The following is a 16,288-nucleotide window of genomic DNA, read 5'->3' on the forward strand; positions in this document are numbered from 1 at the left end:
TTTAGAAATTTAGAAGTCTTTCTAAGTTGACAACGTAGTGAACAAACTCATCAACATTTATACTATCAGTTGGGTTTAAATCTATGTCTACTACCCCAATTGACATCATAGAAAGTATATACTTTTTATATCTTCCATCAGGATTAAAATTAGTAGACTTAGTAATCAGAATATTATCCACCGATGTATTCTTTTTAGTCTCATAAACCTTAGCCAGAAGATAAATTGCTTCTTGTCTTGTAAGATAGCCATTTTTGATGTTTTCTACTGCCGAGGCAAATACTGTATTCAAAACCACCTCAGCATATTCCTGAGTCAAGACTTTAGAAAAGCTGGAGTACAAATCGTTGAGATTGTATTTTTGAGCAAGATAAACTATGTCATCTTTGTATTTGCTACTTGTGTAAGTTGAAGAAGCTGAAGTTTTTAAAATACCATATATTCCTGTTTTAGTAGTATTAAACATAACTTTGTTTGCCATCTTATCAATGCTAAAGCTACTTACAAAACTGCTATCCGAAAAGTTGTAGACAACTCTTGTTTCATTTGGCAACACAATTGGCGTATTGTAGAACATAGTAACATCTATGGGCTTTGGAAGGTTTGAAATAGGTATATCATCATTGTAGTAATATTTGGCAGAGAATTTAAAACTTACTACATCCGAATCTGCACTGTACATTGAAGGAATACTTTGCCATGAAGCCAATGCCACCTCAGCAAAAAGCAAGATATTTCCTTTATCAATGTTATATCTTTTAGAAAGCATCTCAACTTCAGGAACATTCAGAGCACCTGCTGGTACTTTTATTGTTATATTCCTGTACTTTATCACAAGAGTTTTTTGCATCTTTTCAAGCTTGTCAGCCACTCTGTATGAAAATTGGACCTGTCCTTTTGCATTACTATACAGTGCCTTTGTCAAGTCAATAATAAATTCACTGCTATTTGATCTTTCTATCTCATCTAAAGCATTTTGGTCAATTATATAGAGAAAATATCTATCAGAGCTATTTTCTAAAACTACTGTAGTCTGTTTTTGGCTTTGAATTTCTCTTATTCTGTTCTCCTCTTGTTCTTTAATTTTTTTCTGATCTTGGTCAAAGTCACTTTGATTAAATAGTGTTCTTCCCAAAATTTCAGCAAACAAAGAAACCTTGCCTGTAGGGATATGAATACTTCTTACTCTGATGTAATAAAGAGTATTTGACTTAAGATTTCCGATATAGTATTTAAAAAGAGCTGTTCTTGAGTCAATTATGGAAGAAGGAGTTATATTGCCAGAGTACACTAAAGTAAAACCAGTATCGCTCTCTGTTTTTACAAAAATCTGATAACCATAAGCTTGACTTCCCTGCCACTGGACTGTTAAACCATGACCACTTGAGTCTCTTGATAAAATGATTAAATTTTCAGGCTTTTCTATAGGCGATGTTGTAATGGCTATGCTTCCCCAGTAAGACTCTAAGCCATTTTCTATTGCCTTGATTGAGAAATAATAAAGCGTATTTGGAGCAAGGTTATTAAAAACACAAGGTGATGTAACATATTTATACACCTTTGCACCAACCGGAGCATTAGGATAATTCGGGTCATATACCACCTTTTCTAACACAAAACCCCCTGATTGGCTCTGCGAATAAATTTCAACTCTTTGTTTTAAAGTATTTGTAAAATACCTAATTGTATCATCCAAGCTCAAACTATTGTCCTCTAAAGGTCTAAACGTCTGAAGAATTACATAAGACTGATTTTGTTTTGTATCCCACCTCAGCTTTACAGAAACCTGGGTCAAAGCTTCATCTTCTGGTGCTATCATAAAGTTTTTGGGAATCTCTGGTCTTGAAATGGTTGGAGGCACCGGTTGAGGTTTTGTTGTAACTACATAAGCCTTGCTAAAATCTGAAAAATAATTTTTATCAAGAAGCAAAACTCTTACTTTAAATCTGATGTAGTAAATGGTATTTGGTTTTAAATTGTTTATCTCAATTCGATTTTGGCTCTTGAGGTCATCACTTGAAAGCTCAAAGTGTACAACCACTTTGTTTTCATCCCAAATAGACTCACAAACATATACTTGATAATACACAGACTCTTGAACATTTTGATAATTTGTAAATACTACACTGTTTTTTACATATTCATATACCTTGTCATGTACTTCTTTTAATAGATTATCTTGATACGTATAGATTACAATTTTGTCGGTATCTGAGTCTATCTTTGTTACAAAGTTGTCGTCAATTGGAGGAACTAATAAGGTTGGTATTGTTTCTGTTGTACCCACAAACACAAGGGAAAAATCAGATTTCTTTGGATTGTCTGGGTCAGCAATATTTATTATTCTTATCTTGAAATAGTAAACTGTGTTGGGATTTAGATTTTTGATAATGTAGCTATATTTTGTTCCATCTTTTATAAAATCACTTGAAACAAATCCATCTATATTAGGATTATAGCTCTCGGATGGATATACAAGCTTGTACACAGTGGGATTATTATTAGCATCTAATACATCTTGGTACTGAGTTGAATACCAAATCTGGTACCTGTAATACGCATCGTCAGAAACAGGTTTGTCGAATGAAACCTTAATTTCGGTTTGTGATAGTTTCTCAGCTTGACAATTCCTGGGTGTTGGTGGAATGTCAGTGAGCTCAGTAACTGAAACCTTTATCAAAGCAGACGGAATTCTTGTTCCATCTGCAAAGACTGCCTCAACTCGTATGTAATAGTACTTTGTTGTCATAGAAAGACCTGGTATATAAGCCTCATTTTGATAATACGAAGTTGTTGCAAAGATATTCTGAGGAGGAAGGTTATCTCTTGGAAGTTCGTTTGCACTTGTCGCATAATAAGCCTGATACTTTATCTCATCCTGCTTATAATTGCCGGGATCAACACCACGCCACTGCACCCTTACCAAAGCCAAAATCTTTCCGTCCTTTTCAATCTCGCCTATCTTTGCAGCACTTACTTGCATCAAAGTAGGACTAGATATATTGCTAAGTGGCTTGTATATAACAGCTGTGTTGTCTAATTTGGGATTCATAGTAATGTAGTACATTGTACCAGGATAAAGCTCTGGTGTGTCAATTCCATCGTATTTATCATATACAGTTAAGCTCACTATTCCTCTATCTTCTGAAGCAAATTGCTCCTGCCCATCTTTTACAAGCCTTATCGGAATAGTAGTATTTACATCCCCTTGATATTTATATACTTCATTCGTAGTACTATCAACAAAATACTGATTAGCATCTGAGGCTGTTTGGCTTTTTCCAACAAAGATATTATAGCCTCTAAATCCTACATCATCTTGAAAATCGGGCGAAATGTCTATTTTGTTAAAATATATAATAAGCTTTGGGTGTTCTCCGCCTGACCCAAGCGGAATATCCTCCTCTTTTACAGGGTCTGGCTCTGGTTGGGCAGAGAGTTTAAACTCTGTAATAACATAAATTGATTGGGAAGTTATAACCTTGTCATTTTGATCTTTTGCAGACACCGTTATCTTATAGAGGGTTGCTGGGGCAAGTCCAGTTATATCACAATATGTATTGGTAGTTACAGTTGAAAAATCTATTCGGCTGTTTGAATAAGCAGCTTCAACTGTATAATAAGTTGCTTCTTCAACCGCACTCCATTTGATTGAAATTGAATTTTTTGTTATTTTATAAACGCCATTGCTATCACGTACAACTGTCAAGCTTAATGAAGAACTCAAGGTCTGGGAATAACCTTGTAAATTAAAATTAGGTGTCAAAATTCCCACAATACACAAAATAGCAATCAGTTTTTTCATTATGTTGTACATTAATAATCCCACCTTGCAAATAAATCTTCAATAACTTTCTTTCATAACTTATTAATCGGCTTTTAAAACCTATCTGTAAAGTTTCTGCACGTACATGTCACTTCCTTTAAACTCTTCTGGCGTTTCTTTCTTGTAACCGAAATAGTATAAAAGTGCATCCTTTATTCTCCTTGACGCAAATCCATCACCATAAGGATTTACTGCATGAGCCATTTTAGAGTACTCTTCTTTGTCAGTCAGAAGCTTTTCCACTATTTCAATTATCCTCTCTTTATCTGTACCAGCAACCTTTACTGTGTTTGCTAAAACTGCTTCCGGCCTTTCTGTTGTATCCCTCAAAACAACAACAGGTTTTCCCAATGAAGGCGCCTCTTCCTGAAGACCGCCAGAGTCTGTCAAGACCAAGTAACTTCTTGCCATGAGATTATGCATATCATCAACATCAATGGGACCTGTCAAGATGATTCTTGGATGACCTTTCAAAACTCTTTCTGCAACATCTTTCACATTAGGGTTCAGATGCACAGGATATACAAAAAGAATGTCATCAAAAGAGTCTGCCAGGCACAAGACTGCTTCAAATATGTTCTCAAGCGGTTTCCCAAAATTCTCACGCCTGTGAGCAGTAAGAGTGATTATTCTTTTTGTATAATCAATCTCATTTAGAATTGGCTCTCTAAACTTATAGTTTTGCTTTACGGTATATTTCAAAGTATCAATAACTGTATTTCCTGTTACAAAAATATCCTTTTCCTCAACACCTTCGTTTAGCAAATTTAGCTTAGCTCTTCTTGTTGGGGCAAAGTGAATATCGCAAAGCACTGCTGTGAGCTTTCTGTTCATTTCCTCTGGAAAAGGTGAAAATTTATTATAAGTTCTAAGCCCTGCTTCAACATGTCCAACCTTTGTTTTAAAATAAAATGAGGATAAAGCTGATGCAAAGGTTGTAGTTGTGTCACCATGCACCAAAACAATGTCTGGCTTTTCTTTTTTTAAAACCTCTTCAAACTTTATTATTACATCAGCTGTTAGAGAATAAAGGCTCTGATTTTGTTTCATAATGTTCAAATCATAATCCGGGTTTATTTTAAATATATCCAAAACCTGATCAAGCATCTGCCTATGCTGGGCTGTGACACAAATCCGAACCTCAAAGTGTGAATCACTTTGAAGCTCTTTTATCAAAGGTGCCATCTTGATTGCCTCTGGTCTTGTACCGAACACTATTAAGGTTTTTATCATAGTTTTGCAGCCATCCTTTCTTTCGTATTTATATTCCTTCCAAATCAAAATCAGGAGTGTATTTGTCTGTTGCAGAATCTAAGTCCTGAATATATCCATAGTCAAGGCCATTTTCTAACACAAAGTTTACAACCTTTTGATACTCCCTTTTTGTAAGCCTTCTTGAAATCTCCTTGTACTCACCTGCCCTGTACATTGGATAGTACTGGCTCATAAGGCTCAAAAGAACCTTCCCTTTTAGATTATCCTTTATCCAGCTAAGCACCTTTATTGAGTCGTTTGTGTGCATTGGCAAAACCAAGTGACGAATTATCACACCTTTTTTCATTATACCATTTTCAATCTTCACATCTCCAACAATCTCATACATTTTTAGGATTGACTTTGTAGCATATTCAAAATATAAAGGTGCGTTTGAGTATTTTTTGGCTGTTTCATCATCAAAATATTTGAGGTCTGGCAAAAATATATCTACATATCCTCTCAAAAGTTCTATTGTCTCTGGTTTTTCATAGGCTGATGTATTGTAAACAACTGGAATAGAAAGCCCTTTTCTTTTTGCAATTTCAAGAGCCTCAATTATATATGGAACATAGATTGTGGGGGTTACAAGATTTATATTGTGAGCACCTTTTGCCTGCAGACTCAAAAATATCATTGCAAGTTTTTCAACATCTATATACACACCAAACCTCTTTTGGCTAATTTCATAGTTTTGGCAAAACACACAACCCATATTACATCCTGAGAAAAATACAGTGCCAGAACCGTTTTTACCAGAGATGCATGGCTCTTCCCAAAAATGCAAAAATGCTTTGGAAACCTTAATCCCACCTGCAATTTCGCAAAATCCAGTCTCACCTTTAAGTCTATTTGCCCTACATTCACGAGGACAAATTGTACAGCTTTCAAGAAGTTGTAAGTAGCGCAAAAATGGTTGTCCCTCCTTTAAAGCTTTTCAATATTTAAAATTCGTGAAATGTAAATCTGTATATCAGCAGGATTGAACATTCTTTCAATCCTGTCATTTTCAAATATGAACTTTGAAACAGCTTTTGCACCACAGGCATAGATATTGTGCTTTTCTTGCATTATCATTACATTGTAAAGACCTTCAAAACCTTTCTTTGAATACCCTACGTTTTCAAAGTTCCCTATCATATTCTTTTGTCTATACATATAGTATGGAATATATCCCCTTTCTTTCAAAATTGCTCTTGCCCAATCAAGAAGGCTGTTTACTGTATGTTCGTCCATGAACCGATAGTTCTGCCACTTAAACCTCAGTAAACTTGCCCTTTTTATTGAGAGTGTATGAACTGTAATAGAAGCAGGCCCTAAGTTTAATACATCGTAAATTGTCTTTTTGAAGTCTTCCTCTATTTCGTTTGGAAGACCTAAAATCACATCACTGTTTATATTTTCAAAGCCGTATTCTTTTGCAAGTTCAAATGCCTTTTTAATGTCATCAAATGTATGATTTCGGCCGATTATCTTTAATGTTTGGTCATTTGATGTCTGTGGGTTAATGCAAAGCCTTATGTTAAAGTCCTTTTTATAAAGAGCCAAAAGTTCCAAAAGCTCGCGATTAATAGTATCTGGTCTTCCTGCCTCAAATGTGGTCTCACGAATATCTTTTACATCCAAATTGGCAAACAAGCTCTCAAAAATTCTTTTTATATTCTGAACGCCTATGACAGCCGGACTTCCACCGCCAAAATAAATAGCAACAATCTTGTTTTTATTTTCCTCAATTAGCTTATAAGTTTTTTCAAGCTCTGTCAAAAGTGCTTGAGTGTAAAGGCTCAAAAGCGATTCTATTCTTTTGGTCAGTTCATGGCAAGAAAATGAACAATATAAACACTTAGTCGGACAGATAGGTATCCCAATGTACAAACAAGCAGCAGAAGAATCTGCTCTATTCAAAATATTGATTTCATTTTTAGCAACTTCAAGAAGAAAATAGCTTTTTTTCTTTGAAATATAGTATTCCCTTTGCAAATATTCTGAGGCTTCTTTATCTGGAAGATTTGCCTCCACAAGCGGATATGCTATTTTAGTGGGTCTTATCCCTGTCAAAATACCCCATGGAAGTTCCTTACCAGTCAAAGTCTTTAAAATGTCATAAAGATTTCGGCCAAATATCCTCTTTGACTCATGGTCATCGTCTGTGAGTATAAAGTTTTTTACTACAATTTCTTTATTTTCCATCTCTGTTTGTATCCTAACATTAAAGCCATCAAAATGTGCCTCAAAATGAATATCTCCACCATTGCCAAACATAAGTTCAGCGCCTGGGTAAAATGCTCTGATTATATGCTGAAAATCGTATAAAAATTTTTGGCTATTTGAACAGTATGTAATCCTCAACTCAAGCTTACCCCTTTTTACAAAAAATCTAAAAAACATAAAATAAAAAACTTATAGCTTGCTTATTTGCTATAAGTTCCTTTATTATTTACCTTAAAAATTTTTCAACTCATCACCTATTGTAGTAGGAATCCCATGACCTGGATAAACTTTTGTGCTCTTTGACAAAGTCAAAAGTTTATTTTTTATAGACTCAAAAATCTGTCGTTCATCTCCAAGTGGAAGGTCGCACCTGCCATAAGAGTCTTTAAAAAGCGTGTCGCCTGAAAAAAGAATATCGCCACCGTACAAAAAGCAGCTTGATCCCGGTGTGTGCCCTGGTGTGTGAATTACCTTAAAACTCAAATCTCCAAACTCAAGTACATCACCATCTTTAAAATACTCATCACAGTTTATTGTTACCTCACAGCCAACAATATATGAGAGATTATACGCAGGATTTAGCAATATTTCTTTTTCATTTTCATGTGCATAAATTGGCAGCTTGAATCTTTGCTTAAGATAATGACAGCCCAAAATATGGTCAAAATGACCATGTGTAAGAAGTATGGCACATGGCACAAGTTTATTCTCCACAATTACATTTTCAATCTTTGTTGCATCATCCCCTGGGTCAATTATCACAACTTCCTTCTCCCCAAAGATATAGCAGTTTGTCAGAATATCTCCAACCTCAATACATTTAAAAAACATTTAAATTCTTTACCCCCTCTACTTTATAAGAAAACAAAAAGATAAATTTAAAAAACTTTTTTGCTGTCAAGAAGAATTGTAACAGGACCGTCATTTACAATCTCAACTTCCATATGTGCCTGAAAAATTCCGCACTCAACCTTCTTTGCCAATCCTTTTAGCCTTTCTACAAAATAGTTATAAAGCCTTTCTGCCTTTTCTTTGTCAGCTGCAAACATAAAGTTTGGTCGCCTTCCTTTTCTTGCGTCACCCATGACTGTAAAGTTTGAGACCACCAAAACTTCTCCATCTATGTCTTTTAATGATAGATTAAATTTAGATGTTTCATCCTCAAATATCCTAAGATTTACAATCTTCTCGCAAAGATAGTTGGCATCTTCTTCTGTATCATCGTTTGCAACCCCAAGCAATATACAAAGTCCTTTGTCAATCTCTCCAACTGCATTTCCATCAACAGCAACAGATGCTCTTTTTACCCTTTGTACAACTGCTCTCAAAACGCTTTAGCCTCCTTTTACACGCTGAACATCAAATACACTGTCAATTTTTCTAAGTTTTCTTATAATCTTTTCAAGCTGCTCGGTTGAGCTTATCTCAACAGTTAAATTGATGTTTGCAATCCTGTCGCGCGTTGTTCTTCCCTGAATTGCTTTTACTGAAATCTTGTTCTCACCCAATAGGTTTGTTATATCCATCAAAATACCTGTTCTGTCGTTTGCCAAAACATGAATCTGTGCGTCAAACTTTGCGTCCTTTGTCACATGCCACTCAGCCTCGACTATTCGCTCAGGCTCTTTTAAATACTGCTCAACATTCGGACAGTCACGCCTGTGGATTGAAACGCCTCTCCCCCTTGTTATATACCCTATCACCTCATCACCCGGTACAGGATTGCAGCATTTAGCAAACCTCACAAGTACATTTTCAACACCTTTTACCAAAATACCATTGTTAGAAGAGGCTTTGGCTGGTTTTGGTTTTTCAGTCTGAATCTCCTTGTTTGTGTCATCTTTGATGTACTTTTTTATCTCTTCTTTGATCCTCAGGGCAATCTTGCCAACTGTAATTCCGCCATAGCCAAGTGCTGCAAACATGTCTTCAGATGTTCTGTATCCGTAGCGCTGTGAAACTGCCTGCAAGACATCTTCCTTAAAGGCATATTGCAATGGAAGATTCATCTTCTTGATTTCCTTTTCTAAAATGTCCTTTCCTTTTTGGATATTCTCTTCTTTCCTTTCTTTTTTGAACCATGCATTGATTTTGCTCTTTGCCTGAGGGCTTTTTACTATCTTGAGCCAGTCCTGGCTTGGCCCGTGTACATTGGGGGATGTAATAATCTCAACAATATCACCATTTTTGAGTTCATAGTCAATTGGAACAAGCTTGCCATTGACTTTAGCTCCTGCCATTTTATTTCCTATCTCGCTGTGGATTGCATATGCAAAGTCAATGGGAGTTGAACCCTGTGGCAGGCTTATAACATCGCCTTTTGGTGTAAACACAAATACCTCATCAGAGAAGAGGTTTATCTTTAAAGACTCCATGAACTCTTTTGCATCTTTTAGTTCTTTTTGCCATTCCAAAAGTTCTCTGAGCCATGCAAATTTCTCATCCTCATCAGTAGACTTTATTCTCCCCTCTTTATACTTCCAGTGTGCAGCAATTCCATATTCTGCTGTTCTGTGCATGTCAAAAGTCCTAATCTGTACCTCAAACGGCTCTCCTTCAGGTCCTATTACCGTTGTGTGAAGTGACTGATACATGTTCGGCTTTGGCATTGCAATATAATCTTTAAAACGGCCTGGCATTGGCTTAAACAATGTATGAATTATACCAAGAACTCCATAGCAATCTTTTACAGAGTTTACAATAATTCTTATAGCAAACAAGTCGTAAATCTCTTCTAATGTTTTTCCCTGTTGCTTCATCTTTCTGTATATGCTGTAAAAGTGTTTTGGCCTTCCATCTATCTGACCAACCTCAATGTTTGCTTCTTTGAGTTTTTCTGATATAAGATTAATAATCCTCTGGATATACTCCTCTCTTTCAACCCTCTTTTTAGCAATCTTTTCAACAAGGTCATAATAGCCTTCTGGGTCAAGATAGCGAAGAGCTAAGTCCTCAAGCTCCCATTTTATCTTTGAAATTCCGAGTCTGTGTGCAAGCGGTGCATAGATGTCAATTGTCTCTTGTGCTTTTTGGCGCTGTTTTTCTGGTGGAAGGTATTTCAACGTCCTCATATTATGAAGCCTGTCAGCAAGTTTAATCAAAATCACTCTTATATCCTTTGCCATTGCAATAAGCATCTTACGATAGTTCTCCGCCTGCTGCTCAAGCTTGCTTGTAAACTCAAGCTTTCCAAGTTTTGTAACACCATCAACCAAAGATGCAATTTCGCCACCAAACTCTTGTTCGATTTCTTGAGGTGAAGCAGAGGTATCCTCTACGACATCGTGCAATAGTCCTGCAACAATTGAAGCAATGTCAAGCTCAAGGTCAGCTAAAATCAAAGCAACCTCTAAAGGATGTACTATATATGGTTCACCAGAGCTTCTTTCTTGTCCGTCATGATATTTTTTTGCAAATTCATATGCCTTTTTAATTAGATTGACATCTTCCTCTGTTGCGTACTTTTTCACCTTTTCTATTAGCTGTTCAAATTTGTCACTCAAATTCCATTCCACCTCGATGGACCACTTTAATTTTTGGCCCACTTTTTTGGCTTTAATTTTTAAATCAGTGAAGATTCAAACTGAACAACAGACCTCACGTCATATCCTTTTAAATTTTCTCTTCCGTTCAAATAGGTAAGTTCAACAAGGTATGCAATACCGACAACCTTGCCACCAAGCTTTTCAACAAGCTTTATATTAGAAAGTGTTGTACCCCCTGTTGCTAAAAGGTCATCTATTATGACAACCTTTTGCCCTGGCTGTATTGCGTCAATGTGCATCTCAAGTATGTCTTTGCCATATTCAAGTTCATACTCAACAGATACAGTTTTGTATGGAAGTTTTCCTTTTTTTCTGACCAGTACAAGGCCTTTGTTCAATACATATGCAACTGGTGCGCCGAAGATAAAACCTCTTGATTCAGGACCAACAATAAGGTCAAAGTCAAGGTCTTTTACCAAGTTAACTAAGGAGTCAATTGCATACTTGAATGCGTCCTTGTCCTGCAAAACTGTTGTTATATCAATAAAATCTATACCCTCTTTTGGAAAATTCAAAACGTGTCTAAATTTTTCCTTGAGATTCATTCCATATCCTCCTGTTATCAAATTAGTGTTTACGATATTAAGTATATCAAAAAAGATAATAATTTTTGAATACCTACTCTTCAAATCTTTCAAAAAAATAAAAAGCTCTTTTATTTCACAAGGGAAATAAAAGAGCTTTTTTACATTTTATATATTCTTGAACACTCTTTTAAACCATGCCTCTTTGTAAAACTTTGTCTTTAGTATTTCATATATTTTAAGCTTCAGCTTTACAGGCATCTTATCAATGCTGCTGTAGTTTGTAGCAATCATATACTCTTTTTTTGTAAGTGATTTCTTAAGCTCCTTTTTTGCTTCATCAGGAAGCTCAAGTTTTGCCTCGTCAACAATACAAAGCGGAGGGAATATTACACACCACCAATTCTTTCCACCACCTTCTCCTATAAATACCTTCACTGCGTCATAAACCCCAGAGGGAAACAAAAAGCCATTGTAGATTCTGTTTGGGAACAAATCTTTTTGTATGGCTACTTTTATGCTGTAGTTATACCCTTTTTGAGCTATTTGCTGCTGTAAGTATCTTTCTATTTGAGGCCTTTGCTCTGCAATTTGTCTTAGTATATAGCTCTTGCCCTTTGAGTAGTCCACTTTGTAAGAAAGATAAGCAAGTAGCTTGTCTCTTACATATATCTTCAAATCTTGGTCTTTTTTTGAGTTGCTGTTTGCAAGAATATGAAGCCTTATAACTTGGTTTGCCAACTCATTTTGAAGATTATTAAGTTCTCTAAAGCTCAAGTACCAATAAGCAAAAACAAAACACAGCAGAGAAAGCAAAGCTGCAAAGAGATATTCTTGAATTTTCTTTCTACTTAGCGTCATTTTTTCTCTCCTTGATTTAACCTTTCTTTTTTTAGCATTGCCACAAAAGAGAAGTTTTATACATGTCTATCTTCAATAAATGGTACCACTTCTTCTCAATCTTACATCAGGCACAACTACTATCTCAATCTTTTTAAATTCATCATCCCAGTTTTTCTTAAGTCTTTCCCAGCTTTCTGGCTTTCTTTTCGAAATAAAGTCCCCAACACCCAAGATATCAGCATTGTATTTGTATTTTAAAAGATTTACAACTTCGTTTGCCTTTTGTTTGATGATTTTTTCAAGCTGACTTTGTATATAGCTTCTCATGGGATCTTCTAAAACTTTATAACCACTTTGAAAAACAAACTGGTTTACTTCACCTTCAATTCGGAGATTGTATATAACCTTTATTCTACCATTCTTGTCTTCTAACTTTTTTTTAGTCTGGACCTCTGTTGTGATAAATGGAACATATGTGGACTTGTATTTTAAATCATCAATCAATGTATGTTTTGCCTTGCCCATCAAAAGTTTGTAAACTATGAGTTGCTTTTCATCAAGCCATCCAACAAACCTATAGTTTTTCAAAACTGCCGCACCAGCTATTCTCAATGTCTCAATTCCCGGCTCTACTCTTGAGATAACAGCGCATTTTGAATTTATAAAATTGTTTATAACTTCACTGAGAGGTGTTTCTATAATTCTCCCATATACTGTTGCGTTTTTTGAAATCTCAAAAAGGTGAATTCCCGTCACAGGCTGAACAAGAGGCATTGTATTTAAAGTGTCTCTCGCAGTTGTCTCTGAAACATATAAAAAGGTATTTTGTGGAATGTCTTTGTCTCTATTTAATGAGTCCAAAACTTCTTTTACAAGGCCCGGGTCAGCCACCAAATCCCTTCCTAACACAACAACCTTAAGATACCCATAATAAAGTCTTTTGTTTATATCCCTTTCAAGGTAGTTTCTTATACCAAGCACATTATTTGTCGGCCTTACAAACAAAAATCTCATCTGTTCATCAGCTTTTGAGGTCTTACTCATCATTCTGAGATTTGGAAAAAGCACAGTAACAGAGAACTTATATTGATTTTCTTTAGTAGGAAGAGGTGGTTTTACCTTTCGTTTTGTCTTGGGGTCAATGCCTTTCTTGTCTGTTCTAATCTCTGGTTTTTTCTGGTCTGGTGGAATTTTTTCGGTCTTTCTTTCAAGGTCAATGTATTCTTTACTCTCATATTTGTTCAAATCACTCGGGTCATACTTATCAACACCAAGAGCTAAAATGTATCCCCTGTCTTCTATCTCAATCCTGTCCCAGCACCCTGTAAAAGTTAAGGTTATTATAAAAAGCATCAATGCTAAACCTGATATTTTCAACCTTCTCATGTTTTTTTCACCTTCTTTTTAAAGACAAGCACAATATATGTGATAAGTGGTAATATCAAAACAGCAAAGGTTGCAAAAAAGTAGCTGAAAAAGTCCATATACTTTTGAGTTTCTAAAACATTTTGTGGAATCAAAGAAAGGATATATATAAACGGAAGCTGGGCAAACACGAAAAAGTTATGTTCTTTTGTATTGAATATCCTTGCTAATATCAAACTTGCTACCATTAAAAATATAATCTCGGTTGTATATGTTGTTATCATCCACAGAGCAACAACTATACTTTCAGGTCTTTCTATTACAATCTCTAAAACTGTCACATCTCTAAAAAGATTTAAAGTGGGCCAAACCATAGTTTGCATCTCTTTCGAACCAAAATCAGCAGTGCAAAATATTATTATAACCTCATAAACTAAAATTGTTACTAAAAACCCAAAAAAAGCACTTTTGATTAACTTATCTTTTCTTCTTATATATGGTAAGAAAAATAAAAAAACTTCAAACCCTAAAAAACTGAATATTGTACTCCCTATACCTTGAATTAACTTTTTGATAGGGATATTTAAAATTGGCAAGATATTTGAAAAATCAAGTCTTTGATATACAAAAAAGGAGAGTACAATTATGATTACAATAATTCCTGGCATGAGAATCTCGCACATTCTTGCTATGACCTCAACACCATATCTTGAAAGATATCCACATGTCAAAAGAAATGTGATTATTAAGACTTCGGTAGGTGTGAGATTAAACAAGAACTCTTTTGCTGTCTCTGCAATTAGCCTTGTTTCAAATGAAGAAAAAACTACAAAATAAATAACGTAAATAAAAGAAAAAACTATGCCAAGTACTTTTCCAAATGCAGAGTCTAAAAGTTCTATAAAAGTAACATCTGGATTTGACATTGCAACCTTAGATAAAAGCACAAAGGCCAAAAAGGAGATTATACCACCGAGAAGCACTACAATCCAGCCGTTTTGGTCGGCATATCTTGCAACTCCTGATGGCATAAACATAATACCTATTCCAATCATAGCAGATACAAAAAGGACAAAACACTGAAAACTGGATATTTTGTCATTGTCGTTTATTATCATCTATTTTCACCTGCCGCACTTGGTGGTTGACTTTTTTCATACATCATTCTTATCTTTTGTTGTGTACTTGCAAAAATAGGTCTTGCCCAAAGATATCTTGTTGGAAGTCTTACAATTGCATCCTTGTAGTCCATAATTTCAAATGAGACAAATGGCGATAGTATTGGCACTCCAAAGCTTTTGAGTTTTACGAGATTACCCAATATAATGAGGCTGAGAAGTATAAATCCATAAAGTCCCAATGCTGCACAAACAAGTATATATACAAATTTCAAAAGCCTCAAAGAAATTGAAAGATTATAAGCAGGTACAGCAAACGACGCAATTGCGGTTGTTGCAACAAGGATAACCATAATAGGCGAAATAATCCCCGCTTGTACAGCAGCCTGTCCTATAATCAATCCCCCTACAATCCCAATAGTCTGGCCAATTGGTCCAGGAAGTCGTAAGCCCGCCTCTCTTAGAAGCTCTAACATGAACTCCAAAAAAAGTGCTTCAATGAAAACAGGAATTGGCACACCTTCTCTTGTTGCAGCAATAAAGAGCCCTAAATCAGGTGGAATCATGCTCGGTGTAAAGGATGAGATGGATATATAAAAGCCTTGGAGCGTCATAGCAGTAATGGCAGCAATAACTCTCAGTATGCGTATAACTGTTGCTATATGCCATCTTTCGTAATAATCCTCTGCATGCTGAATAGAAGTCATAATAGTTGCAGGAACAATGAGAGCAGTGTTTGTATTGTCGCACAAAATTACAATTCGGCCTTCATAGATTGCAGCAACCGCTGTGTCGACCCTTTCTGTGTGCTGTATTGTTGGAAAAAAGCAAAATACATCATCTTCAATTAGCTGTTCTATCATTCCACCGTCAATTATTGCATCAATGTCTATCTTAGATAATCTCTGCTTTAACTCATTTAAAACATCTTTGTCTACAATATCGTCTATATACACAAGGTATATATCAGTTTGAGAACGCCTCCCAAGCTTCATATTTTTCATTCTAAGGCGGGTATCTCTTACTCTTCGCCTAATAACAGCTGTTGAAAACCTTACGACTTCATTAAAGCTATCTCTTGGGCCTCTTACAGCATTTTCAGTAATTGGCTGTTGGATGCCTCTGTTTGGAAAGTTTCGAGTTGAAACTCTAATAATCTTATTGCTACCGTCCACAAAAAGAAGCGTCTCACCACAAAGAAGGTCTAAGATAGCGTTTTTAAAACTTGTAACTTCTTTTATGTCAGCGGTTGCAAGGATATGGTTTAAAATCTTTTCATAGGCATTGATTTGACTTATATCTTCATCCATCAGGCTTGTCTCAATCATAAGATGCTTTATAACATCCCTGTCTATAATCTCTCTTGAAACAAGACCGTCCACAAACACTGTTGCGCATTTTACATTCATACAATAAAACTCCCTGTACACAATATCGTCGTTGTCAACAAGAAGTTCTTTTATATATTTGAGATTGTCATCAATTGTTCTTGAAATCTCATCCTTTGCCTTAGCAAATTCAACTTCTTGTGTGTGTTGCTTTTCTTTTTCTCTTTGTCTTTTTCTTCTTATAATCTCAAAAAAATCCCATATCCAAAATCAC

12 protein-coding genes are annotated in these 16,288 nt (G+C 35.5%); all 12 read right to left on the minus strand.

Features of this window, described 5'->3' with window-relative positions:
* Nucleotide 1 precedes the first annotated feature (1 nt).
* The 12 genes from PGC14_RS08190 to PGC14_RS08245 all read right to left on the minus strand — a co-directional run bounded on the left by PGC14_RS08190 (nt 2) and on the right by PGC14_RS08245 (nt 16,278).
* Nucleotides 2-3,817: a fibronectin type III domain-containing protein gene (locus PGC14_RS08190; RefSeq protein WP_271628643.1), complete on the minus strand. Its 3,816-nt coding sequence runs from the start codon at nt 3,815-3,817 to the stop codon at nt 2-4.
* A gap of 69 nt (nt 3,818-3,886) precedes the next feature.
* Nucleotides 3,887-5,059, minus strand: coding sequence for a non-hydrolyzing UDP-N-acetylglucosamine 2-epimerase (gene wecB / locus PGC14_RS08195; RefSeq protein ID WP_271628644.1), 1,173 nt, complete (start codon nt 5,057-5,059; stop codon nt 3,887-3,889).
* 28 nt (nt 5,060-5,087) lie between these two features.
* Nucleotides 5,088-5,990 carry a radical SAM protein gene (locus PGC14_RS08200; RefSeq protein ID WP_011916565.1) on the minus strand — a complete coding sequence of 301 codons (903 nt, stop codon included), beginning with the start codon at nt 5,988-5,990 and terminating at the stop codon, nt 5,088-5,090.
* A 17-nt stretch (nt 5,991-6,007) separates the two neighbouring features.
* Nucleotides 6,008-7,468: a coproporphyrinogen III oxidase gene (locus PGC14_RS08205; protein ID WP_271628645.1), complete on the minus strand. Its 1,461-nt coding sequence runs from the start codon at nt 7,466-7,468 to the stop codon at nt 6,008-6,010.
* A gap of 54 nt (nt 7,469-7,522) precedes the next feature.
* On the minus strand, nt 7,523-8,122 hold the full coding sequence (locus tag PGC14_RS08210; protein ID WP_271628646.1) for an MBL fold metallo-hydrolase: 600 nt from the start codon (nt 8,120-8,122) through the stop codon (nt 7,523-7,525).
* A 47-nt stretch (nt 8,123-8,169) separates the two neighbouring features.
* The gene (gene dtd, locus PGC14_RS08215; protein WP_011916562.1) at nt 8,170-8,619 is read right to left on the minus strand and encodes a D-aminoacyl-tRNA deacylase; all 450 of its coding nucleotides are present in this window, start codon (nt 8,617-8,619) and stop codon (nt 8,170-8,172) included.
* Nucleotides 8,620-8,625: 6 nt separating this feature from the next.
* On the minus strand, nt 8,626-10,806 hold the full coding sequence (locus PGC14_RS08220) for a RelA/SpoT family protein (RefSeq protein WP_271628647.1): 2,181 nt from the start codon (nt 10,804-10,806) through the stop codon (nt 8,626-8,628).
* A gap of 47 nt (nt 10,807-10,853) precedes the next feature.
* The gene (locus PGC14_RS08225; protein ID WP_011916560.1) at nt 10,854-11,381 is read right to left on the minus strand and encodes an adenine phosphoribosyltransferase; all 528 of its coding nucleotides are present in this window, start codon (nt 11,379-11,381) and stop codon (nt 10,854-10,856) included.
* Nucleotides 11,382-11,528: 147 nt separating this feature from the next.
* The gene (locus PGC14_RS08230) at nt 11,529-12,221 is read right to left on the minus strand and encodes a stage II sporulation protein R (RefSeq protein ID WP_011916559.1); all 693 of its coding nucleotides are present in this window, start codon (nt 12,219-12,221) and stop codon (nt 11,529-11,531) included.
* Nucleotides 12,222-12,293: 72 nt separating this feature from the next.
* Nucleotides 12,294-13,589 carry a Ger(x)C family spore germination protein gene (locus PGC14_RS08235; protein WP_271628648.1) on the minus strand — a complete coding sequence of 432 codons (1,296 nt, stop codon included), beginning with the start codon at nt 13,587-13,589 and terminating at the stop codon, nt 12,294-12,296.
* Nucleotides 13,586-14,686, minus strand: coding sequence for a GerAB/ArcD/ProY family transporter (locus tag PGC14_RS08240; RefSeq protein WP_039767270.1), 1,101 nt, complete (start codon nt 14,684-14,686; stop codon nt 13,586-13,588). Before PGC14_RS08240 ends, PGC14_RS08235 begins: the two co-directional genes overlap by 4 nt.
* Nucleotides 14,683-16,278: a spore germination protein gene (locus tag PGC14_RS08245; RefSeq protein ID WP_271629871.1), complete on the minus strand. Its 1,596-nt coding sequence runs from the start codon at nt 16,276-16,278 to the stop codon at nt 14,683-14,685. Before PGC14_RS08245 ends, PGC14_RS08240 begins: the two co-directional genes overlap by 4 nt.
* Nucleotides 16,279-16,288: the final 10 nt, after the last annotated feature.

Source organism: Caldicellulosiruptor sp. DIB 104C, from assembly GCF_028198085.1.
Taxonomy (GTDB): domain Bacteria; phylum Bacillota; class Thermoanaerobacteria; order Caldicellulosiruptorales; family Caldicellulosiruptoraceae; genus Caldicellulosiruptor; species Caldicellulosiruptor saccharolyticus.

Excerpts from the sequence above, each read along its gene's own strand:
- wecB (WP_271628644.1), bottom strand. The coding sequence starts at position 5,059 with ATGATAAAAACCTTAATAGTGTTCGGTACAAGACCAGAGGCAATCAAG.
- PGC14_RS08225 (WP_011916560.1), bottom strand. The coding sequence starts at position 11,381 with ATGAATCTCAAGGAAAAATTTAGACACGTTTTGAATTTTCCAAAAGAG.
- PGC14_RS08240 (WP_039767270.1), bottom strand. The coding sequence starts at position 14,686 with ATGATAATAAACGACAATGACAAAATATCCAGTTTTCAGTGTTTTGTC.
- PGC14_RS08210 (WP_271628646.1), bottom strand. The coding sequence starts at position 8,122 with ATGTTTTTTAAATGTATTGAGGTTGGAGATATTCTGACAAACTGCTAT.
- PGC14_RS08190 (WP_271628643.1), bottom strand. The coding sequence starts at position 3,817 with ATGTACAACATAATGAAAAAACTGATTGCTATTTTGTGTATTGTGGGA.
- PGC14_RS08205 (WP_271628645.1), bottom strand. The coding sequence starts at position 7,468 with ATGTTTTTTAGATTTTTTGTAAAAAGGGGTAAGCTTGAGTTGAGGATT.
- PGC14_RS08230 (WP_011916559.1), bottom strand. The coding sequence starts at position 12,221 with ATGACGCTAAGTAGAAAGAAAATTCAAGAATATCTCTTTGCAGCTTTG.
- PGC14_RS08235 (WP_271628648.1), bottom strand. The coding sequence starts at position 13,589 with ATGAGAAGGTTGAAAATATCAGGTTTAGCATTGATGCTTTTTATAATA.